23 protein-coding genes are annotated in these 21,489 nt (G+C 70.4%); 7 read left to right on the top strand and 16 right to left on the bottom strand.

Going from position 1 to position 21,489, the window contains the following annotated elements; translation table 11 throughout:
* Positions 1 to 20: 20 nt before the first annotated feature.
* The 7 genes from IPI43_12150 to IPI43_12120 all read right to left on the bottom strand — a co-directional run bounded on the left by IPI43_12150 (position 21) and on the right by IPI43_12120 (position 4,035).
* Positions 21 to 263, bottom strand: a complete 243-nt coding sequence (locus IPI43_12150) for a hypothetical protein (GenBank protein MBK7774867.1) — start codon at positions 261 to 263, stop codon at positions 21 to 23.
* A 142-nt stretch (positions 264 to 405) separates the two neighbouring features.
* Positions 406 to 753: a trypsin-like serine protease gene (locus tag IPI43_12145; protein MBK7774866.1), complete on the bottom strand. Its 348-nt coding sequence runs from the start codon at positions 751 to 753 to the stop codon at positions 406 to 408.
* 11 nt (positions 754 to 764) lie between these two features.
* Complete coding sequence (locus IPI43_12140) at positions 765 to 1,208, bottom strand: trypsin-like serine protease (GenBank protein MBK7774865.1); 444 nt, start codon at positions 1,206 to 1,208, stop codon at positions 765 to 767.
* The gene (locus tag IPI43_12135; protein MBK7774864.1) at positions 1,205 to 1,918 is read right to left on the bottom strand and encodes a hypothetical protein; all 714 of its coding nucleotides are present in this window, start codon (positions 1,916 to 1,918) and stop codon (positions 1,205 to 1,207) included. The genes IPI43_12140 and IPI43_12135 overlap by 4 nt, the downstream gene beginning before the upstream one ends.
* 1 nt (position 1,919) lies before the next feature.
* On the bottom strand, positions 1,920 to 2,801 hold the full coding sequence (locus tag IPI43_12130; GenBank protein ID MBK7774863.1) for a cytochrome c: 882 nt from the start codon (positions 2,799 to 2,801) through the stop codon (positions 1,920 to 1,922).
* A gap of 50 nt (positions 2,802 to 2,851) precedes the next feature.
* Entirely contained in the window at positions 2,852 to 3,391 is a 540-nt protein-coding gene (locus tag IPI43_12125) for a GTP cyclohydrolase I (protein ID MBK7774862.1), read from the bottom strand.
* Positions 3,388 to 4,035, bottom strand: coding sequence for a hypothetical protein (locus IPI43_12120; protein MBK7774861.1), 648 nt, complete (start codon positions 4,033 to 4,035; stop codon positions 3,388 to 3,390). Before IPI43_12120 ends, IPI43_12125 begins: the two co-directional genes overlap by 4 nt.
* A 325-nt stretch (positions 4,036 to 4,360) precedes the next feature.
* Between IPI43_12120 and IPI43_12115 the strand changes: the two genes are divergently transcribed.
* The 4 genes from IPI43_12115 (at position 4,361) to IPI43_12100 (ending at position 10,322) form a co-directional block, all read left to right on the top strand.
* Positions 4,361 to 5,521 carry a hypothetical protein gene (locus IPI43_12115; GenBank protein MBK7774860.1) on the top strand — a complete coding sequence of 387 codons (1,161 nt, stop codon included), beginning with the start codon at positions 4,361 to 4,363 and terminating at the stop codon, positions 5,519 to 5,521.
* 135 nt (positions 5,522 to 5,656) lie between these two features.
* A complete protein-coding gene (locus IPI43_12110; GenBank protein ID MBK7774859.1) occupies positions 5,657 to 7,528 on the top strand; it encodes a TonB-dependent receptor in 1,872 nt (623 codons plus the stop codon).
* Between the two features lie 15 nt (positions 7,529 to 7,543).
* Positions 7,544 to 8,230, top strand: a complete 687-nt coding sequence (locus IPI43_12105) for an HmuY family protein (protein ID MBK7774858.1) — start codon at positions 7,544 to 7,546, stop codon at positions 8,228 to 8,230.
* Between the two features lie 4 nt (positions 8,231 to 8,234).
* A complete protein-coding gene (locus IPI43_12100; protein MBK7774857.1) occupies positions 8,235 to 10,322 on the top strand; it encodes a hypothetical protein in 2,088 nt (695 codons plus the stop codon).
* 2 nt (positions 10,323 to 10,324) lie between these two features.
* Here the strand turns inward: IPI43_12100 and IPI43_12095 are convergent, their stop codons facing one another.
* Positions 10,325 to 10,819: a hypothetical protein gene (locus tag IPI43_12095; protein ID MBK7774856.1), complete on the bottom strand. Its 495-nt coding sequence runs from the start codon at positions 10,817 to 10,819 to the stop codon at positions 10,325 to 10,327.
* 62 nt (positions 10,820 to 10,881) lie between these two features.
* Positions 10,882 to 11,427, bottom strand: a complete 546-nt coding sequence (locus IPI43_12090) for a hypothetical protein (protein ID MBK7774855.1) — start codon at positions 11,425 to 11,427, stop codon at positions 10,882 to 10,884.
* 365 nt (positions 11,428 to 11,792) lie between these two features.
* Between IPI43_12090 and IPI43_12085 the strand changes: the two genes are divergently transcribed.
* Positions 11,793 to 12,671, top strand: a complete 879-nt coding sequence (locus tag IPI43_12085) for a hypothetical protein (protein ID MBK7774854.1) — start codon at positions 11,793 to 11,795, stop codon at positions 12,669 to 12,671.
* On the opposite strand, the gene IPI43_12080 is transcribed toward IPI43_12085, so the two are convergent.
* Entirely contained in the window at positions 12,644 to 13,735 is a 1,092-nt protein-coding gene (locus tag IPI43_12080; GenBank protein ID MBK7774853.1) for a hypothetical protein, read from the bottom strand. The two genes, IPI43_12085 and IPI43_12080, sit on opposite strands and share 28 nt — an antisense overlap.
* Before the next feature lie 69 nt (positions 13,736 to 13,804).
* Here IPI43_12080 and IPI43_12075 point away from each other — a divergent pair, with 69 nt between their 5' ends.
* Complete coding sequence (locus IPI43_12075) at positions 13,805 to 14,257, top strand: hypothetical protein (GenBank protein ID MBK7774852.1); 453 nt, start codon at positions 13,805 to 13,807, stop codon at positions 14,255 to 14,257.
* Positions 14,258 to 15,079: 822 nt separating this feature from the next.
* Here the strand turns inward: IPI43_12075 and IPI43_12070 are convergent.
* From IPI43_12070 to IPI43_12055, 4 genes are read right to left on the bottom strand one after another with little or no spacing between them, the layout of a single operon-like run.
* Positions 15,080 to 15,661 carry a hypothetical protein gene (locus IPI43_12070; protein MBK7774851.1) on the bottom strand — a complete coding sequence of 194 codons (582 nt, stop codon included), beginning with the start codon at positions 15,659 to 15,661 and terminating at the stop codon, positions 15,080 to 15,082.
* Positions 15,651 to 16,721: a hypothetical protein gene (locus IPI43_12065; GenBank protein MBK7774850.1), complete on the bottom strand. Its 1,071-nt coding sequence runs from the start codon at positions 16,719 to 16,721 to the stop codon at positions 15,651 to 15,653. Before IPI43_12065 ends, IPI43_12070 begins: the two co-directional genes overlap by 11 nt.
* Complete coding sequence (locus IPI43_12060) at positions 16,718 to 17,959, bottom strand: FecR domain-containing protein (protein ID MBK7774849.1); 1,242 nt, start codon at positions 17,957 to 17,959, stop codon at positions 16,718 to 16,720. Before IPI43_12060 ends, IPI43_12065 begins: the two co-directional genes overlap by 4 nt.
* Entirely contained in the window at positions 17,952 to 18,524 is a 573-nt protein-coding gene (locus IPI43_12055) for a sigma-70 family RNA polymerase sigma factor (protein ID MBK7774848.1), read from the bottom strand. Before IPI43_12055 ends, IPI43_12060 begins: the two co-directional genes overlap by 8 nt.
* A 169-nt stretch (positions 18,525 to 18,693) precedes the next feature.
* Between IPI43_12055 and IPI43_12050 the strand changes: the two genes are divergently transcribed.
* Positions 18,694 to 19,635: an AraC family transcriptional regulator gene (locus IPI43_12050; protein MBK7774847.1), complete on the top strand. Its 942-nt coding sequence runs from the start codon at positions 18,694 to 18,696 to the stop codon at positions 19,633 to 19,635.
* Between the two features lie 370 nt (positions 19,636 to 20,005).
* Here IPI43_12050 and IPI43_12045 read toward each other — a convergent pair whose 3' ends face one another.
* Both IPI43_12045 and IPI43_12040 read right to left on the bottom strand, forming a co-directional pair.
* Positions 20,006 to 20,848 (bottom strand): hypothetical protein, encoded by an 843-nt coding sequence (locus IPI43_12045; GenBank protein ID MBK7774846.1) that lies wholly within the window; start codon positions 20,846 to 20,848, stop codon positions 20,006 to 20,008.
* An 80-nt stretch (positions 20,849 to 20,928) separates the two neighbouring features.
* Positions 20,929 to 21,405: a DinB family protein gene (locus tag IPI43_12040; GenBank protein MBK7774845.1), complete on the bottom strand. Its 477-nt coding sequence runs from the start codon at positions 21,403 to 21,405 to the stop codon at positions 20,929 to 20,931.
* Between the last annotated feature and the right edge of the window lie 84 nt (positions 21,406 to 21,489).

The following is a 21,489-nucleotide window of genomic DNA, read 5'->3' as shown; positions in this document are numbered from 1 at the left end:
CGCATCGTGACCGAAAGGGCTCAGAGGTCTTCGGCGTCCTTGAGCAGCTCCTGGACGAAGCTGGCGCGCACGCGAATGAGGGAGCTAGCGCCGGGATTACGACGCACACGGATGACCCCTTCCGTGGCGCTCGGACGCCCGCCTGTCACCAGGTCGGCGTCCTGAAAGATGTGCTCCACCGGAGCTGCGGGGGCATCCGCTGCCGCCTGGGCAGCGGGCAGTGCGAGCAGGGTGGCGAGGGCGAGACCGAGGACGTAGCGCATGGGAAGAGTCCTTTCAGGCGAGGCGAGGGCCTGCTCTCAGGATACGCACCTGGCGCGCCGAGTGTGTAGCAGGGGCCGACGATTTCTCACCGTCGACGTTGTCCTGAGCGTTGACGGCGACGGCGACGGCGACGAATCCCCCTCACCGAGAGACGGATGCAATCCACTCGCGGAATGCCGACACGCGCGTGATCACCGCGGCGGACTCCACACACCGCGAGCTGTTGTCCACGGCCATGCTGACCACGCCCACCACGTGCGGGACGCCGCCCACGCCCAACACCGCAGGCGCGCCCGAGTCGCCTGGGCAGACCCCCGCGCTGGGCGACGCGGCGCAGAAGCGCGTCTGCGCCATGCCCTGCACGTTGCCCGAGAAGCAGTGGAAGGGCGAGAGGGACTCGAGCGTGGCGCCTTGCAGCCGCGCGCTGCCGCGGCCCCCGCTGCGCGTGACGCCGAAGCCCAGGATGCGGATGGGCGGGCCGGCTAGCATGTCGTTGCCGCTCAGCGCGGCGAGGGCATGGGCTGCGCGCGCGTGGCTGGGCGCACCAAGCGCAGCACCGCGAGATCACGGCCCAGCTCCGCGTGCTGGGCGTCGAACTGCGGGTGCACCTCCACGCGCAGCACGTTGATGCGCTCGGGTCGCGCGCGGGGGTGCCCCACCTGCACGTTGCGGATGCTCAGGTCGCCCAGGGTGGCCGAGCGCACGCAGTGGGCCGCGGTCAGCACCGCATCGGGCGCGATGAGTGTGCCGCTGCAGGTGCCCCACCAGCTTCCCTTGCGCCAGCGCAGCAGCGCCAGCGACCCGGCGTCTTCGGGGGTGACCTCGGCGCCCCCGTAGAGCGCGCGCGTGCCGGCCACTTGCAGCCCACAGGCCAGCAGCAGCGCGCCTGCGAGCCCCAACGAGGCCGAGCGGGAAGACAGCGAGCGACGGGGGGTGGGCTTCATGGCGCAACGGGCCGGGGTGGCGCTGCACGCACCAACACGGCCGGCAGCGCCCCGTAGTACAGCACGTTCGGCACCACCCGCGCGAGGTACCCCACGTCGAGGTCGAGCCCCAGGATCACCACGTCCGCGAGGATCCACGTGCCGTACCAGCCGAGCGCCAGCGCATCCAGCGTGCGGTGCCAGCGCAGCGCCGCGCCCTCGCCCAGGCGCGCGCGGGTGTAGGGCAGGCGCGCGAGGATCAGCGCGAAGAACAGCGTCTCGTAGGTGAGGAACAGCACGCGCCCCTCCGTGCTGTGCAGCACGAAGCGCACCACCAGCTGGGCCAGCACGGGGACCAGCAGCGACCACGCCATGGCGCGCGCGAAGGCGGCGGCGGGGAAGCGCAGCTCGCCCGAGTCGGTCATGACCTCGGCCAGCAGCAGGTAGCGCAGGTCGCCCAGGATCACGAAGGCCACCGGGATGGCCGTGGCGAGCACAGCCCCGACGTTTGGGTTGTGCCCGCTGGCAGTGGGCAGCGTGCCGATCAGCGGGATGTCGGTGGACGTGAGCCACGCGTCGAGCGCGGCCAGCACCACCAGCGCGATGGCGTAGTGCCGCACGGTCATGTGAACACGCGCGCGCTGCTGGAAGACGACCAGCGCACCGAGGGCACACGCGGCGAAGAGCAACCCGGGGTGCTGCCACGCGCTCTGATAGAAGGCCTCGAACACGTCAGTGCACTCCTTCGGGTGCGAGCTTGCGCCCCGCCATCGCCGTGAGATACGCGATCAGGTCGTCGAGCGCCGCCTCCCGCTCGGGGATGCCCGGCGGCAGGCCCGGCATGGGGGTGCCGTGCCGCACGGTGAGCGGCGCGTCGATCCAGCGACGCAGCCACGTGGGCTCGAGGTACTCAGTCACGCTCGCCGGATAGTTCAGCTCGGGGCCCACCTCACCGCCCTCGCCGTTGATGGCGTGGCAGCGCGAGCAGTAGCGGCGGAACGTGGCGAAGCCGTGCACCACGCGCTCGTCCGCGCCCGTGGGCGGGGCCATGCGCGCGTAGCGCTCTGCCGCGCTGGCCAGCGTCACGCGCACGATCTGATATGGCCAGCCCCAGTCGCCCTCGCTGCGCACTTGCGCGTCCAGCAGGTTCTCCCAGACCAGGTAGGCGGGCGCGAGCGACGTGCGCTCCACTTCGCCGGCCACCGGCTTGTCGATGGCGAAGTCGGCGTCGGCCCGGGCAAACGCCAGGTAGGCCCGATGCTCGAGGAACCGCGCCACGGGCACTGCGGCGCGGTAGCCATCGGCGCACTCGAACACCAGCTCGTCGGCGCTGCGCCAGCCCGCTCCCAGCAGCTCGTCGAACAGCGCCACGGCCGGCAGCGCCTCGAAGCGTGCCACGTGGTCTTCGTACGGGTCGTGCACCGCCACGGTCACGCGGCCCGCGCCGTGGGTGGAGAGGTCCACCGGAGCGCTGTCGCTTGCGCCGAAGCGGATGCCCAGTGCGGTGGCGGGTGCCGTGGCTCCCTGGGCCCCTTCGCGTGGTGGGGCCTCCCCGGAGCAGCTCACCACCCATCCGAGCGCAAACGCCATCATCACGGCGAGCGCCCCGCGCATCGGGTGGGTCGGCCTCACGCGGCGTGCCGCCTGCCGTGGACCACGCATGCTCAAGCGAACTGCTCGCCGAGGGCCACCTCGACGCGCGTGCTAGCGCCGGGTTGCGCCGGCCCACGCCCACACATGCAGAGGTGGCGCGCCTCCGTCACCACGCGCACGCCGCGCGCCTCGCCCGCTGTGAGCAGGGTCTCCGCCAGCTGCGCCGTGAGGTCTTCCTGGATCATAAAGCGGCGCGCCAGGGCATCCACCAGGCGCGGCAGCTTGCCGAGGCCCAGAATGCGCTTGCCCGGCAGGTACGCGAGGCTGGCGTGCCCGAAGAAGGGCAGGAAGTGGTGTGCGCAGATCGAGAAGAACGTGATGTCCGACACCGTCACCACGCCGCGTGGCTCGTGCTCCGTCAGCGTGCGCGTGGTCTTCAGCACGCTCGCCGGGTCCACCTCGTAGCCGCTCAGCAGGTCACGGTACGCGCGGCGGATGCGCGGCTCGCACTCGGCGTTGTCGAACCATGCGAGGGCACGCGGGTCGCTGGTGATGTTCTGATGGACCCACCCTGCGATAGTGATGGAGGTGTTCTTCGGTTCTTCTTTCAAGGCGAGCTCCGGGGGTGGCGGCGAGAGGAGAGGAGCCGGTCCAAGAGCGGATCGCACCAGCCTCCCGTGATGCAGTAGGCGCGGTCGTGCCGGCGATGGTGCTGCGCGTGGTGCGCGGGCGAGAGGACCAGACCGTGCCGCTGCAACCAACGCACTGTGCAAGGCGCGTGCCTGGCATGGGACCACTGGTGGATCTGGTTCGTGAGCAAGATGGCGACGCTGAACGACAGCAGCCCGACGTGGAGCGCAAAGGTCGCGACCGTGGGCGTGCTGGGGGCGAGCCACACGCCCGCGAGCAGGATGGGCAACACCGCGAGCGCGCTGTCGCCGTTGGTCTCCATTACGCCGTGCTCGGTCATCGCCGTGGGGTGCACGTGGTGCTCTCGAAACGGGGCGATCACGTTGCGCCCCACCAGCGGAGTGCGCTCGTCGCCGAGCTCGTCCGCGGCCAGGTGCACCACACCGCTGATCAGATCGGCGAGCAGCCAAGCACCCAACGCGGCGCCAGCGCCTGCGGTGACAGCAGCCCACGTCCACGGCGCTAGCGACACCCCCTGCACCAGCAGCGCAAACCAGGCGACGGCGGCCCCGAGCAGGGCAACGCCACCCAGCCAGGTCCACAGCCGGTGTGGGCGCGGGTGCATGAGAACGTAGAGTCCCCGCCAGCCCCGAGCGTTACAGCGAATTCTCAGACACATTAGTTGAAATTGAGTTTGACTTTCAATTTCATTAACGGCACGAAGGGGCCGTATGAAGCACTTCGCCCTTCTCTTTCTGCTGGCTGGCGCCGCCCTGCCTGGCTGCAACGACCACCCATCGAACACGGATCAGGGGATGACACCGCACGACCAGGGTACCCCGCCGGACAGGGGCGTCCCGGACGATGAAGGGGTTCCGGACGACGGTGGTATCACTTCAGACAACGGCCTGCCGCAGGACCAAGGTATCGATGAAGATTCATCGGCGCCCGTGTGCGTCGCCAGCCAGGTGGGCGCCGGCGCTCAGAACGTGGCCATCTGTCCGCTCGAGAACTCCGTGCGCCACGTGCGCATCGTGGGGCTGACCGCAGCTCGCGCGCACGCCTCCACGCAGCTGTTCCTGGGGCTGACCGACGCGGCGGGACCGCAGGCCGCGCTCACGGCGGGGCAGTTCAAGCTCCAGCTCTACGGGGGTGGTCAGCCTCAGCCGCCGCCCGACCTGGGCGCCTACTTCGGGCCCGACTCGGTGGGCTTCGAGGGGCCGCACGACTTCATCAACGCCGTCTCGACCATCTGCCTCGACGTGCACCCGGGCTCTGCCAGCACGCGTGCCGCCGTGGTGCTGTGGCTGGACGGGCAACACGGTGCCGATTGCGAAGACCGCAGCACGCTGACCTTTGCCAATCGCTACGGACACGTCTGGGCGCCCAATTCCGGCGCGCTGGACGACGACGGGGTCTACTTCTACCAGAGCGGTGGCACCCAAACCCCTGTGGTCACGCTGAGCGACACACCCGCCGTGGCCTATGAAGATGTGCCGCCGCCCGACTGCACGGTGACGGACCTCAGCGCGTCGCCGACTGCGCGCTACGTCGCGCTCTGCGAGCTGGACGCCCCGGTCCGCCACGTGCGCATCACTGGCCTGATGACCGAGGCCATGCACGGCACCGTGTCGTTCCTGGTGGGCTATCCAGCCCCTGCGAACACGGGCGTGGGTCCTGTGGGGCCGGGCGCTGGCCAGCTGCGCGCGCAGTTCTACATCGGCGGGCCGCGCCTCGACGTCGGCTTCCACGGCGCGGCCACGCAGGCCACGGGGGACTACGCGTTCCTCTCCACGGCGAGCACCGTGTGCTTCGACATCCACGATGGCGGAGAGGCCACCCCGCCTTACTTCGTGCTGTGGCGTGACGGGGTGAACGAGGCCGACTGCGAGGACAGCGCCACCCTCACCGCCGCCAACGCCTTCGCCGTCGTGAACGCGTTCGAGGACGGGGCCATGCAGCCCGTGGTGGGTGCGCTCGACCACACGCTGCCCAGCTACATCTACCTGTACCGCAGCGCCGCGCCCGGTTTCGGCAGCGGCAACGCGACCACCCTGTGGATGTCGACGACCGCGGCGACCACGGCCGGAAGCGTCGCCCCGGTGCTCTGAGAGCTGGTCTTCGCCATGCGTCCTTCCTTCCCCATGACGTGTGCCACGTGCCTTCTGGCATGTGGCGGAGCGTGGCTCGCGCCCGCGCCAACCGTGCTTGCGCAACGCGGTGCTGGTGCGCCGGAGGAGCCCACGGTGCCCGCGGAGCAGCCCGTGCCCGAGGAGGACGAGTTTCACGAGATCACCGTCACCACCGCCGGCCGCCGCGAAGAGCGGCGCAGCGACGCGGTGGTGGGCACCGAGGTGATCGAGCGTGCGCAGCTGGTGGAGAGCGGCGCCGAGAACGTGGCCGAAGCGCTCGAGGACCTGCCCGGCATCGAGATCGTGCCGGCGCTGCAGGGCACCACGGTGCGCATGCAGGGGCTCGACCCGCAGCACACGCTCATCTTGATCGACGGTGAGCCCGTCATCGGGCGCTCGGATGGCGCGCTCGATCTCACGCGCCTCTCGCTGCAGGACGTGGAGCGCATCGAGATCGTGCGCGGCGCCAGCTCGGCGCTGTACGGCAGCGCGGCGCACGGCGGCGTCATCAACATCATCACGCGACGGGCCAGCCAGCCGCTCGCGCTGGACGGGAGGCTCTCGCTCGGCACCTACGAGCCGTATGCCCTCGCGGGCACCACGCTGGACGGTGGGCTCGGCGTGGGCGTGCGGCGTGGAGGCTTTCGCGCGCGCATGGACGCGAGCGTGCACCGCGTGGGGGCCTACGACCTCGACCGCTCCGATGTGGCCACGACGGGCAGCGAGATCACGCAGTACGACGGGAGCCTGCGGCTCTCGCAGCGCGTGCGGCAGAGCGACCTCGGCCTGCGGCTGCGCGTGTCTCGGCGCGACATGCTGGGCATCGATGCCAGCGCGACGGGCGCCGTGTACGACCGCCACAACCGCATCGACGAGCTGGGCGTGGCGGGCACGCTGAGCACCGAGTTCACGCGGGGCACGCTGGCCACGCAGGTGTACTTCACGCAGTTCGTCGACCAGTTCGTGCTGGACCAGCGTGGCAGCGCGCAAGAGGACCTGGACCAGGACACGCGCCAGCGCCTCGGTGAGGTGAGCTCGCAGTACACCTTCGTGAGCGATGACTCGCGCCACACGCTGACGCTGGGCGCCGACGTGCAGCAGGAGTCGCTGGTGGCCGACCGGTTGAGCCGCGTGGGCCGGCGCACGCGCACGTCGCCCTTCGCGCAGCACCAGTGGCTGGTGCACCGCGGGCTCAACTTCACCATTGCGCCGGGCTTCCGCGTGGACGTGGACTCGCAGTTCGGCACCGTGCCGTCGCCGAAGCTAGCGGTGCGCCTCGACCCGCACGAGCGCCTGGTGCTGCGGGCCAGCGTGGGGCGGGGCTTTCGAGCGCCCAACTTCAAGGAGCTGTACCTCACGTTCGAGAACCCCAGCGTGGGCTATCGCGTGGTGGGCAACCCGGACGTGCGCCCCGAGACGTCCTGGAGCATGCAGCTCGAGGGCGAGTGGACTCCCAGCGCGCGGGTCACCGTGCGTGCGTCGCTGTACCGCAATCAGATCGACGACCTGATCGACACGGCGCTCGACGAGACGCAGGCGAACGTCGTCTACACCTACGTGAACACCAGCTCGGCCATCACCCAGGGCACCGAGCTGTCGCTGCGAGTGCGTCCCGTGCCGGGGCTGGATCTCCAGGTGGCCTATGTGTTCTTGGACGCGCGTGACCTCCAGCGTGACCGCTGGCTCACGGGGCGCTCGCGACATCGCGGCACCTTCCGCGCGCGGTACAGCCACGCGGACGCAGGCTTCTCGGCCACGGTGCGTGGCTCCCTGGTGGGCCAGCGGCCGTTCTACGAGACCGACGCCAACGGCGACGACCAGGAGGTCATGGACGACCTGTACCTGTCGCTGGACGTGCGCCTCGAGCAGCGCGTGGGCGACCTGGTGGGCCTGTTCGTGGGCGCCGACAACCTGGCGGGCGCCGGTGGCCGCTACCTGAGCATTCGTCCTCGCGGCTTCTACGCGGGGCTGAGCGTGGACTACTGACGAGCGAGCGTGACCATGACCCCGATCTCATCCACTTCTTTCCTCGAGTCTCTGGTCGGCGGCGGCCTGTTCATGGCCATGCTCGCGGGGGCCGCGGCGTGCGGCGACATCGCTCCCAGCAACAACGGTGACGCGGGTGGTCCCGTGCTGGACGCGGGTGACCTGGGCAGCGTGGACCTGGGCGGCGGCTTCGTCTCTTTGCACGTGGCGTTCACGGAGCGCAGCGCCACCGCCGGCACGTTGCGCGTGGACGCCTCGGACACGGAGGAGTGGATCTACGTGGACCTCGACGCGCGCATCGAGGTGATGCCAGCCGACCCGCTGAACGACGCGGTCTGGGACGTGGCTTTTCGACGCTTCCACATCGTGGTCAACGGCGGGGTGAGCGGCAGCGGCGGCGTGACGGTGGCCGCGGTGGACGGACAGCCCTTCGACGTGGTGGAGGCGCCCGACATGGCCGCATTCGTGACCGACGTGGCCGACGGCGAAGACGAAGACGCGCTGCCCGACTACGTGTTCTCCGGCGGGCTCGACCCCTGGTACGCCTACGACGTGGTCACCCACGTGCTCTCGCCCAAAGCGCGCGTCTTCGTGCTGCGCACCTCGGCGGGCGGCTTCGTGAAGCTGGCCATCGACGACTACTACGACGGAGCCGGTGGCTCCGGGCATCCCACCCTGCGCTACGCGGGGCTCGAGGAGTGACGCCATGACCCTCTCCCACTGCAACACTGACCACTCACGCAAGACCCCCATGAACTCTCCCCACTCGCTGATCCACAAGACCCCGCTGCGTGCCGTCCAGACCACCGCGCTGCTGCTCTCGCTCGCGCTCGCGCCGCAAGGGTGTGCGTCCAGCACGCCTCGCGCCGAGACCCCGGCAGACCTCGCGCAGCGTGCCGTGCGCATGAGCCCCGTCATGCAGCACGCACGCGTTCTGTCCGGCCCACACGCGTTCCTGCCTGCGCCCGTCACCAGCTTCGGCGCGGCCGCGTGGGGCGAGCACCTCTACGTGCTGGGCGGCTACCGCGGCGAGTCGCACCACTACACGGCCGAGGGCCAGAGCGCGAGCCTCGGGCGCCTGCACGTGGCGAGCGGCGCGTGGGAAGAGCTGGCCGGCCTCGAGCGCGGGCTGCAGAGCGCGGCGCTGGTGGCCCACGAGGGCACGCTCATCCGCGTGGGCGGCCTCTATGCGCAGCACTCACCGGACGACGCGGACGAGGCAGCCGACCGCCTGCGCTCCACCAACGAGGTGGCGCGCTACGACATCGCGAGCGGCCGCTGGACGAACCTGCCTCCGCTGCCCACGCCGCGCTCGAGCCACATGGCCGCGGTGCTGGACCATGTGCTGTACGTGGCGGGGGGCTGGGATCTCGACCACGACCCGGCCACGGCGCGCTGGGCCACCACCGTGGAAGCGCTGGACCTGCGCAACGCCGACATGGGCTGGCGCTCCATCGAGGCGCCGTTCCAGCTGCGCGGCGTGGGCGTGGCCGCGGCCAGCGGGCAGCTGGTGGTGGTGGGCGGCATGGACCCCATCGGCGTGCCGCAGCGAGTGACGCACCTCTTCAACCCACGTGACGCAGGCTGGACGCGTGGCCCCGAGCTGCCCGCGTCGCCCTTCGGCGCGGCCGCGGCGGCCGTGGGCAACGACGTGGTGGTCACCGGCATGGACGGCGTGGTGCACGTGCTCACGCCGGGCGAGGCGGCCTGGCGCAGCGCGGGCAGCGTGCTCTTCCCGCGCTTCTTCCACCAGAACGTGGCGGTGAACGGGCAGGTCTTCGCCATTGGCGGGACCGCCGGCATGGACGTGAACGACCGCATCCCGCACGTGGAGCGCGTGTGGCCGGCGCCCGAGCCGGTGCTGCTGACGGTGGACTACACGGGGCCCACCAAGAACCGCCAGGGCATGGTGGTCCTCGACGACTGGCTGTACCTCTTCGGCGGCAACACCAGCCACGGCCAGCACGACTTCGCGCCCGAGAACTTCAGCCACGACGCGCGCCGCCTGCACCTGCCCACGCTGCGCTGGGAGCCACTGCAGCCGTATCCCGAGAACCGCCAGACCATGGCGGTGATCGCCACCGACGACACGCACTTCGTGTCGGTGGGCGGCTTCGGAATCCCCGACGCGGGCGGTGAGGCCGTGGCGCACAACGAGTCGTTCGTCTACGACGTGACGGCCGGCACGTGGAGCCCGGCGCCTGCGCTCGGACTCGGGCGCACGCAGTTCGCGCTGACGCGCGCGCCCAGCGGCGAGCTGCTGGTCATGGGGGGCCTGAATTACGACCCGTCACGTGAGGGCATGGCCGCGTTCCAGCACCTGACCACGGTGGAGCAGCGCGCGCTGGACGGCGCCGCGTTCACGGACGCGGGCTTTGCGCTGCCGCGTGTGCGGCGGGCCTTCGGGGGCGAGGCGCTGGGCGAGCGCTTCTTCCTGGTGGGCGGCATGCGCGACAACTTCCAGCTGGTGAGCGAGTGCGAGGTGTTCTCGTTCACCACGCGCGACTTCGCGCCCATGGCGTGCCCCAGCGAGACGCGCCTCTCCCCGCAGCTGGTGGCCCTGGGCGAGCGCCTGGTGCTGGTGGGCGGCAGCGTGGTGAGCGGCCAGGACGCCACCAGCACGCGCGCCATCGAGGTGTACGACACGGAGACCAACACGTGGGCCGCGAGCGAGCTGACGCTGCCCTTCGAGTCCACGCACGTGCGGGCGTTCGCCTACCGCGACCGCGTGCTGGTGGTGACCACGCACGATGCGCCGGACGGGCAGCTGCGCGTGTTCCTCTTCACGCCGTGAGGTCAGGGGGGCGGCGACTGAAAGTACGGGGTCCAGACGCCGTTCTCACAGGCCACGCCCTGCCAGCCGCACCGTTGGTTGCTGCACCGCCCGGGGCCCGAGCACGGGGTGCCGGCCGCAGGGCAGGGCACCGATGGAGCCTCGCAGACCCAGGTCCGCGGCATGGGCGGCGGAGCGGCGCCACCGCAGTAGGTGGGTTGACGGCAGCCGCACGTTCCCTCGGGGTATGTGCAGTCGGAGGGGAAGTCGTCTGCCGCGCAGGTGGGGGTCTGGTCGCCGTAGGACCGAGGACACGCACCCGGTGACCGCGCCGTGTCCGGTTCGGAGGCGACCTCCTCGCCGCTGCTGGTCGTCCCCTCCTCGTCCTCGTCGTTCACATTGGTCGCGAGCTGCTCGCCACCGCTGCCGCTGCCCTCCGCCTGCTGCTCCGTGCGCGCTTCAGAGCAGCCGAGGAGAAGCGAGAGCGAGCAGAGCAGCGAGAGCAGAGTGCGTTGCATGAGGCCAACAGCCTAGCGGAGTCACGAGCCGTTGGCAGGGCCCGGGCCACTCTCGGCGGAGCTCAGCCGGCGTGGTTGTCCGAGACGGGCGCATGGGCGCCGGCCTCCCGTGAGATCCGGATGAGGCACGCCCAGGCGATGATGACCGAGACGAAGGCTGTCAGCAGCGCTGCGTACGCCGCCTTGAACCACAAGAAGTCCCGCAGCTCGAGGGACTCGACGCGCAGCACGCGGAACACGACGAGCGTCAGCGACCCCAGCGTGGCGGCACAGGCCAGACCGAAGCCTGCCCCCGACAGGGAGGCGCGCTGACGAGCGAGGGCGTCGACGAGCCGGCTCGGCAAGTGCCCACTCGGCAGGGTGACGAGGGGCTCCACCTTGCCCCAGCGAACGAGAAAGCCGAGCACCCGAGCCGTGATGACGAACGTCAGGAAGGGCAGCAAGAAGCTGGTCGCCAGCGTGTCGAGCCCGATGCTCTCGGCCCCCCAGAGCGGCACGGCGGGGAGGTGCGCGAAGAGCTGCGACGCCAGCCACCCGTTGAGCAAGAAGTTGAAGACGATGGGGACGGCGAACTGGTCCACGAGGAAGAAGCGAGTGTGGGTGCGCATGGACCTGCGCCGGGAGCTTACGTCGGTCTGCGCGAATCGCACGCGGGTGGTGATCGATTCGTGTCGCGCGGCCACTGACCTCGGGAGACGCAGCCAGTGGCTGCGAAGCGTCTCCCGCCTCGGGCGGGCCCCTCCTCGGAATCATCTGCATGAATCGACGTCATCGCCTCCTCGGAGCCCTGCTCCTCAGTATCGTAGTCGCCTCTCCTGCGCTCCCGACGCTCGGTCAGCGCTCCGGGCCAAGCGCGCGGGATCGCGAGCGCGCCAACGCGCGTGAAGCCGCTGCCGCGTCACCCCCACAGGCCTCCCAACCCCCCCCGGCGACGTCGAGTCTGCCGGCGCAAGACCAAGGCATCCTGAACGAGATGCACCGCGCCCACGTGGGCGAGGTGGTCTTCACGCGGCAGGACTTCACCGTGCACGCCATCCAGCCGAGCTCGCTGGCCGACACCTTCGATCTCGGGGCGGGGATGTTCTTCCGCGTGTACATGGACCGCTCGGCCGTCAACGCGATGATGGGGCGCCCAGGGGTCAGCAACGACCGTCTGCAGGTGGCCGCCGGGATCCAGTACCGCGCTCGCTTCGAGGTCGACGGACGCGCCATCGAGACCACCTTCCTGCCGTTCGGCGAGTGGTCGGAGCGGAACATGTACACGACTTGGCGCGGGCAGTTCATCAACCCCACGCCCGCGGCCGGGGTGGTTCCCGGCTCGGAGGTCTTGCGCGAGCTGGTCGCGCGCGGTTGGTCGGCGGGCCTCTTCCGGCCCGGCAGCACGCACCGCATCACGATGAGCGTCATCCCCATGGTCAATCCGCCCGACGGCGCTGCCGGAGACCCGGTGGTGGGCCCCGTGGTGGCGCGTGGGACGTTCACCCTGCGCACTCCCGCCGGGGTCATCCAGCGCGACAACCCAGCCCTCTGCGTGCCAGCGGGGAGCTCCGAGCCGGCCATCGAGCGCGCCGTCCTAGAACAAGCTGGGCGGGCCTGGCTCGCGCGCGACGCCCAGCCGTTCGGTGCACGAATGGCGCAGGCGCCATGGAGCGTGGAGCGCCACCCCGTGACGGGCATCCCCATCGAGCGCACCACGGACGTGCTCGTGCTCGCTCGCGCCCCCGACTATTGCTACGCGGCGCCCTACTCCTGGACCGAGCCCTTCGCAGGCAGTGGCTTCTCCACGAGCTCCGGCGAGCTCTCGTTCCGCCCATTCATCCGCACCTACTTCCCGTGCGGCTGCGTCGAGTGAAGCGAGGCTGAGTCGGTGGCGCTCCTCAGGGCTGGAGTGAGGGCGCCGGTGCCGAGACACCCACGATCCCACTCAACACGGCGCTCGCCAAGCCCATCACGAACGCGTCCAGCGCGTCCCGCGCGAGGGTCTCGGGGAAGTCCACCACGGCCACCAGCGCGCGTGGGCTCCGTGCGAAAGGTGATGCTCGAGAGGGCAGTCCTCACCGAGCCCGGCAGCTCCATCGGGGCGGGCAGGGCGAGCATCTCGTCGATGCCGCCCTGCCACTGATCACGGAGCGGCGCGACCTGGGCAGGCCCCGAGACCAGCGCGCCGAACTCACACCGCAGGCCGTCGACCACGTCGCAGTAGCCGTCGAACGTCTCGACCGCGCTCATGGGGTCCTCGGACGCCGCGCCGGAGCCCTCGGGCGCAACTACCCCGAACGTGACGGTGTGCTGGCCGTACTCCGCCCGCGCGAGGGCCTCGACGAGGGCGGGGTGCGAGGCAGGGCCGCGGGGCAGCCGCCCGTCGAAGCGGTCGCACGCGTCGTGCAGGAGCTGTGTTGGCCCCACGGCCAGCACGTCGTCCGCGACCAGCGCGAGGCCCCAGCCCTGCTCCACCCGCAGCGCATGCCCCGCGTGCTCACTGGCTGCGAGGTCCTCGCCGAGCACACCGAGGTCCGCGGGTGAGAAGCGCCCGCGCACGAGGAGCAGCATCTCGTCCCCCGAGCCCTCGGGTCCACGCGAGAGCGCCACCACCAGCTCGTCGGTGCGGTGCGCCAGGTCGCGAGCGACCTCGAAGTCGCCGCGTTGCTCGGTCTCCGCGAACCACGACGCGAGCCGCTCTTCGACGTGCACCACCAGCGGGCTCGCGAAGAACGCGCGCGCGTCCACCCGCACCATCGCCGACGCCTCCGGTGAGACCAGGCTCTCGAGCGCCAAGGGCCGCGTGGAGCTCACCTGGCTGGCCTGGGTGGTCCCTCCGGCCGCGCCGCGCGCCCCACCGCACCCGAGCGCGGTCAACGTGGGAGCGAGCAGGAGCGCGGAGGCGAGCAGGAGTCGCGTAAAGCGGTGACGGGGCATAGCGCCGGCAGCATAGGCCGACTCGGGATGGGGGGCGATGGCTGCGTCCGCTACCCTGTCGTCCTCACCATGCCATCCAGCTGCCGCGCGCTCTTGTTGATGTCCCACCTGGCGATCGTTGCCTGCACCGGCGGGGCGAGCTCTCCGGCCGACGCAGGGGCGCAGGTGCCTTGCCCCGTCGACCCGCCTGCCGACGGGGCCGCGTGCTCGAGCCCCATGTCCTGCCACTGGCTGCGCTGCGACGCGGCGGGCGCGGTCACCGCGACCTGTGCGCTCGCGCGTTGGGACGTGAGCTCCGTTCCATGCCCCGTCGACTGCGACGGGGTGGCCTGCGGGGACGGACAGATCTGCGCCATCTTCCAGGGCGGCGCCCAACAGCACGTGTGCGTGGACGACCCGTGCGACGGGGCCGCCCTCGAGGCCTGTCTCTGCGAAGCCTGTCCCCTCCCCGGTGAGGACCGCTGCGCCCCGAGTGGCTTCACCGTGACCTGCAACACCTGCGCCCAGGCCATCTGCCCGTGAGGCGTTTACTCGAGGAGAGTGGAGCCGTGGGGCTGCGATCTCGACACTGACGTTGGGAGAATCCGTGCAGCGGCATCGAGTGAAGCGCGCTTGCTTCAAGGAGGTCAGGCTTGGTAGCACTCGCTCATGCGCTTCGAATGGGGTTCGCTCCTCATGCTCTCGACGCTCGCGTGGCTCGGCTGCGGTGGTGCGTCTCCGGAAGCAGCCGAGCCTGCGGCAGTCACGAGCGAGCCTGAAGTGGAGGCCTCGACCTCGGTGGCGCCGCCTCCAGCCACATTGACCCCGGCCACACCCGAAGAGGTTGCGGCCTGCAGGGAGGAAACGAGTCAACGCAGCGAGAGCGTCACGAGCGGTGACTACTCAGAAGCCGCCGTGGTGCTCGATAGGGACTCATCTGCGCGACGACATGATGCTGCTCTGCGATGCGCCGAGCGCCGTGCCTACCTGTTTTCATGACGGGCGCGACAACGCGACGACGCTCGACTGCGTCATGGCCCACTACCTCTGCCGCCTTCGGTCTCATCACGCCCGTGCCGCGCTCAGCGCGCTCCCTGGCGCGGATCGCTCATCGAAGGCCACGATTCTCCGCTACGCTACGCGTCAGGCTGGGCTGACGGAGTGCGCGCTCGCCGACGTCTTCGACCTTCCATGAGATCGACCGACGATCCGCTCAGCTGGCGTGGTCTCCATCACCCCGGCGGAGTGCGGCGGCGCGCTCTCGCTCTCGACGACGCCGTCCTCCAATGACGATCAGCCCTGCTACCAGCACGAGTGGCCCTGCGGTGCACGCGAGGATCGCCAAGATGACGATGAGCTCACCCATCAGTTGAGCACCAGGCAGCCCAGCAGCCCCGAGTTGGTGTCCGACTCGTCGAGGTCCACCTCGTAGTCGTCTCCGTTGCGGTCCAGGATCACGTTCGCGGCGGCCAGGTGGTCGCTCACGGGGTTGCACGAGCCCGAGCCGTCCACGTCCACGTACGACTCGAAGTACGTGGAGTTGAGGATGGTGAAGATCTGGTTCAGCACGATGATGGCCGTTCCGTCAGCCTGGATGACCGCGCTCACGACGGTGCCGGAGAGCGCGCCGAGCCGCGCGCGGATGGTCATGCCGGCGTAGGCGTTGAAGCCCGTGAGGCGGATGGTGACGTTCCCGGCGGGGCCCGCGTCCACCCCGTCGTCCGGTGCCACGTTCGTGTCGGGGACGTCGGTGTCCAGGACGTCGCCGTCCATGAGGGGTTGGTCGGTGGCTCCGTCTTGTGCACCCTGGTCCGTGACGGCCCCGTCCACGTTGCCGCGCTCGAGCACGACGCCCTCTTGGATGCAGCCCGCGACGCCGAGCGCCACCAGCACGAGCGCGCTGAGCATCTGCGACCCGCGCGCATCCGCACGGTGGTCAGAACGCATGGACCACCCCCAGCGCGAGCGCCGCGCGAAAGCCCGAGACCGTCACGCCGCGGGACACCGCGTTGTCCACCACCACCGCGCGGCTCCCCACCAGCACGCCAGTCGCCTCGAGGTCCACGCGCAGGGCCCAGCGGTGCGCCATGTGCCAGTCCACCACCGCGCGCGCGAAGAGCTCCAGGTGGGCCGACCGGAGCCGCGTGGATGCGACGTCGTCCGCGTTCGGGTACCCACGCCAGAAGAGCCCACCCAGGCGACCGCCCCCGCCCAGCGCGAACGTGGCCGCGCCGCCGCTCACGACCGACACCAGCACGCTCGAGTCGAGCGCGAGCGCAGTGACCGCCACGCGACCGAGCGACACGCGCTGCCTCCCGCGCTCGAGCTGGCCGCCAAACTCCACGCGGACGCGTTCCGTGAGCGCCCGCAACCCCCGCACACGCACGCCGCCCATGTGCGGGTGGCTCGCCGAGGGCAGCCGCCAGGCCAGCTCGGCGGCGAGGCCCCAGGTGCGGAGACCATGTGCCTCGGAGTCGGTCGACTCGAGGTCGCCGGTGCCCTCGCGCTGTGCTTCTCGTGCTGCCTCGGCCGCACGAGCCTCGGCCGCGCGCGCCGCGGCTGCGCGACCCGCTGCTTCTGCTTCCGCCTCCGCCTCCGTGAGCGCCGGCTCCAGCAGCTCTACCAGCGACAGCGCTATCGTGCGCGCCGGGTCGGGACCACGCATGGCCGCCGCGCTCAGCCGCTGGGCCGCCTCGGCCTCGCCGTCTTCGGACCGCACCTCCAGCAGCACACCGCCGCTAACGCAGCGCACCCATGCGTGAAAGCGCGTCAGCGCGGCGTGCTCGTCCACGCGGGCGGTGGTGCGCAGCTCGATGGCGATGATCTCTCGCAGGCGCTGCTCCAAGTGCGCGACACAGGGCGCCACCGTGATCTGCAGGTCCACGGTCTCACCCCGCGGTGAACTCGCGGGCTGGGCAGACGCGGGCATGCTCAGCATGAGCAGGAAGCCAATGACGAGGCTAGCGAGCGGCGCTCGCCTCGAGGGCATCACGGGGGGAGGCGTCACGGAACGTTGGCATAGGCTCTCACACTCCCGGCATGTCGTCCGGTCGGAAATTGGGTGAGGTAGGCCTGGGCACGACGACGCGCTGCGTCACGGTTCCCTGCACGTGCGTGCGCCTGGACCTCGCGGGCGAGCGCGGCCTCGCGCATCACCCCGCCAGTGTCCAGCTGCTGCGCACGCAAGAAGGCGCGTGCCGCGTTGGCGGGCTGCCCCTGCTGGAGCCGCACGCGACCCAGCGTGAACGCTGCCAGATGGGCGCGTCGGTCACTGGGATGCAGCCCAATGGCGCGCTCCAAGTGCGTGACGGCCTCGCCCAGGTGGCCCGTGAGCCGCGCGGTGTCGGCCGCCAGCATCAGGTCGGTCATGGAGTCACCCACCGTGACGCCACGCGAAGCCTCGTAGGCGTCGTCGTAGCTGCCAGCACGGGCGAGAGTGCGCCAGTCGCGTGGCCCCGGACGAGCGCCCGCGCCGCCCTCGCGCTCCGTGGCGCTGGCCTCGCCCTCGGCACCCAACAGCTCCTCGGGGGGGTCCAGCGTGAAGTCCAGGTCGAACTCTTCGGACTCGGGCGCCACCTCTTCCGGCGCAGTAGCAGCCGCCTCGGAATTGGTGACCCCCGCGTCTGCGCCCGCGCCAGCGCCCGGGAGCTCCAGCGGGAACAGCCCGCTCTGGCTGGCCGTGAGGATGCGCTCCCCGCCCAGCCACTGCACACGCACCCGCCCACGCATGACGTGCACCATCACGTGGCGCGCCTGCCGACGCACGTCGAAGCGCGTGCCCAGCACGCTCACGCGCACGGTGCCCACCTGCACGTCGAACGACCGCGCCGGCCGTGGGATCACGTCGAAGCGCGCCGAGCCGCCCAGCAGCTCGAGGCCCGCGCGGTTGGGCTCGTCCAGGCTGGTGGCCATGGCCGTGTCGGTGCCGAGCGGGATGGCCATGGACCCATCATGGAAACGCAAGGCCCCCGGGACGTCTGCGTCCAGTTCCGCGCTCGTGGTCATGATCCCGATGGGCGAGAAGCCCGCCAGCAGGTCGCCACGCTCCCGCGGCCACGTGAACGCCACCACGCTGGCCGCCACCGCGAGCAGCGCGGCACCGCTGGCCGCCGCCGCCTGACGCGTCCTGCGACGCCGGTCTGCGGCGCGCTCGAGCGCCACGCGTCCACGGCGCAGACGCTCGTCACTCCAGTCTTCCTGTACCCACTCGAGTGCCTCGGTGAGGTCCGTCTTTGCTTCAGCCACGGCCCAGCACCTCCTCAATCGCGATCGATGCGGCTGCGATGCGCCGCTTGGCGGTGGCGGGCGAGCAATCGCACAGCGCCGCCACCTCCGTCACACTGTGTCCGTCTACTCGGCGCAAGATCCACGCCACCCGGTTGGCGACGGGCTCGCGCTCGAGCACGCGGTAGATGCGCGCCACCAGCACCTTCTGCTCCGGGCTGGCGCCAGGGGCGGCCAGGTCGTCGAAGCGTGCCCCGTCATCCTGCCCGAAGAAGCCCCGCAGCCGCAGCCGGCGCAGACGCCGCTGCGACATCCGCACCGTCACCGTGGCCAGCCAGCCCTTCACCTCGGCGTCACTGTCGCGCCGCTTGAGACCGCTGTGGGCCGCCAGGAACACGTCCTGCACCAGGTCGTCTACCTCGTCGGGGCGCCCGGTCAGGCGCAGCGCGATGGCGCCCACATAGGAGGCATAGCGGGTGTAGAGAGCCCCCAGGTCCCCCTGCGGCGGGTCGTCCGGCGCGCGCGCGGAGCCCGCATCCCCTGGGGACGCTGGAACCACGCGGAGCTGCGGCACGGAAGAGAGCACGTTCGATTAATGACGCGGTGCCCCAAAAGCGGCTCACTTTTTGTGAGGAGTTTTTTTTTTGAGCCGGTTCGGCGCCCGGGCGGCATCGATGGGGTGAGGTTTACCCATGTACGTGTCCATCGCACTCGCCCGAGCCGTTGTCAGTGAAGTCGAACGCCGCGGAAAAGCCGTGGATCAGCTGCTGCACCGCGCTGAACTCCCCGCCTCCCGCTTCGACGACCCGCGTGGCGAGTTGGCGCTGGCCGACTACGAGCGGCTCATCCTGGTGGCGCTCGACCTGCTGGACGACCCGGCCGCCGGGCTGCACGCGGGCTACCACGCCCCCGCCGGTGCCGCGCACCTGGTGGGCTTCGTGCTAGTCAACAGCCGCACGCTGCGGGACGCGCTCACGCTCTTCCAGCGCTATGCGTCCCTGGTCGTGGACGGTGCCAGCTGGGAGCTGACCGAGGACGCCGACGAGGCGCGCTTCGGCTTCGTGCAGCCCGACCTGCAGTCGGGTGCCAGCCGCTTCGCCACCGAGCTGCTGCTGGGGTACGTGGCGTCGCGCCTGAACACCCACTTCTTCGGTCCGGACGCGCGCATCCGCACGCTGTGCCTGAGCGGCCCCCGGCCGGCCGACGCGTGTGACCTGCAGGAGTTCATGGGCATGCCGCTCGAGTGGGGTGCCGCGCGCAACGAGCTGGTCTTCGACCGGAAGGCGCTCGACGTGGGCCAGCGCCACTCGGACCCCTGGGTCTGTCAGATGATGTGCGAGAAGGCCGAGCGCCTGCTGGGCGAGCGTCAGTCCGAGGACCGGCTGCGCCTGCGCGTGAAGGACTCGTTCAAGTACAACATCCAGCTGGGCCGCCCCGACAACGAGGCGGTGGCGTCCACGCTGGGCCTCAGCTCGCGCACCCTGCGCCGCCGGCTGGCCGAGCTGGGCTGCACCTTCAGCGACCTGGTGGACGAGGCGCGCCAGGAGCTGGCGTGCGACGCGCTCCAGCGCCCGCAGTGCTCCATCAAAGAGGTCGCCTACGCCCTCGGCTTCGCCGAGCCGTCCGCCTTCCACCGCGCGTTCAAGCGCTGGATGGGCGTGACGCCGCGCGAGTTCCAGATGGCTGCCGTGAACTGAGGGCGAGCGGTCGAATCGCCTTGAAAACAAGGGCAATTGGCACCCCGGGTTGAAACCCGGGGCAGCATCCCAGGCCCTGTCAGGAGCGGAAGTCCTCCCCCTGCGGGCGAGGACTGCGTGGCTGGCAAGACCCGCCGCGTTCTACCGATGGTCCACAGACCACTCGAGGGTGGACCCGAGAGGCCGCTGGTTTTCGTGAACGCAGTCCTCCTCCGAAGGGGGAGGACTTCCGCTTGTGTCCATGCCTGGGATGCTGCCCCGGACTTCAGTCCGGGGTGCCCAATGTGCCTTGAATCAGGCTCGAAATCGTCGGTGACACACCCGCAAGGACCCGCGGCCGCGTCCGTTCCCGAACGCGACCGCGGCAAAGTCAGGACATGCCGCCGGCTCGTGGCCAGACCCGCTCCGCGCTGCGCGCGTCTTGCTGGGCGCTCGGGATGTGCGCCATCGCGGCGTAGGACTCCGACTCGGTGAGCGCGGGCGGCGTGCTGCTGCGCCGGCGCTGTTTGTCGAGGTAGGGCATCAGCAGGGAGAACGACACCTCGCCGATGCAGGGCAGCTCTACGCCGCGCTCCCACTCGGGGTTGCGCGCCTCGAAGTAGCGGATGGCGGGCTCGCGCAGGCGGTCCTGCGTGGTGATCGGGGCCACCTCGCCGCGCAGCTTTTGTGACGTGTCGCCGAAGTCCAGCACCTTGCCACTCGCGTCGTACTTGCCCGGGAAGAGCTGGTCGCAGTACGCGCGCACCAAGCGCTCGAGCTTCGGGTCGTTCGGGCGGTCGTGACGCGGGTAGTACTCGACGAAGTTCTTCGCCATCAGCAGGTACGTCTTGTAGCCCTTCGAGATGAGCAGCCAGTACACGCGCCGCAGGGGATTGCTCAGCTTCAGCTTCAGCATGTAGCGCACGAAGCCGTCCTTCAGCGAGCGGTCGCCCCAGTATTCGTGGTGCAGGATGGTGTCGCCGCTGAACACGCCGATGGCGTTCTCGCCGGCTTCCGGCAGCGGCAGCGTGGTGATGGTGGAGAACCCGCGCAGCGGACCGCCGCCCTTTTCGTGCACCAAGATCGCACCCGACTTCTTGGACAGGTCGGCGATGAAGGTGGCGATGTCGGTGTTCTCGTAGTAGCCGGAGAACAACCCGTGCATGGCCAGGATGTCCCCCGGCGAGATGTCATCGATGCTGCGAAACCGTGCGACGAGGGGCTTCTGTTCCATGCAGCGAATCTACCCGGGAGCCCGCGCTCCGTCGTTGACGCGAGCGGCCAGGATATTGTCTTCGCTGCCCTCCGCGCAGCTCAGTCCTGCAGCTCGGGCAGCAGCGGCACGTCGGTGGGGCCCATGTCGACGCCCAGGCGCGTGAGCGCGGCGTGCACCTGCCCACGGTGGTGGGTCTGGTGGTTTCCGAACTGCGTGAGCAGCACCCAGTGCGGCTGCGTCTGGGTGAAGCCGTAGAGCTTGCTGGTCCACGTCTTCGGCTCGCTCAGCCACTCGGGGGTCAGCGTGGTCGTCCACGCCAGGATGCGCTCGTCGAGGGCCTCGCGAACCTGAGTCAGCTCGCTGAAGGTGCGCGGTGGGGTGCCCGCGGCAGGTGGCGCTGGGATGGGTGCGCCCTCGAAGCGCGCCATCCAGGCGGAGTCCGCCCAGACCAGGTGCTCGAGCGTGGCCTCGATGGACTTCCAGAACAGCCCCAGGTCTTCGCTGCGCTGGGCGTCCGTGAGGGTGGCGCACGCGGCATACATGCGCTGGTTCATCCAGCGGTTGTAGAGGGCCATCAGGTGGGGCTGGGATTGGGTGAACATGCGGGTAGTGTGGTGCGGCAATGTGGCTTGTTTCAAGGGTCATTTGGCACACCGGGT

The organism is Sandaracinaceae bacterium, assembly GCA_016706685.1.
In the GTDB taxonomy this organism is placed as follows: domain Bacteria; phylum Myxococcota_A; class Polyangia; order Polyangiales; family Houyiibacteriaceae; genus JADJJE01.
The sequence above is the reverse complement of the archived record's forward strand: the minus strand, read 5'-3'. Positions and strand labels throughout refer to the sequence as shown.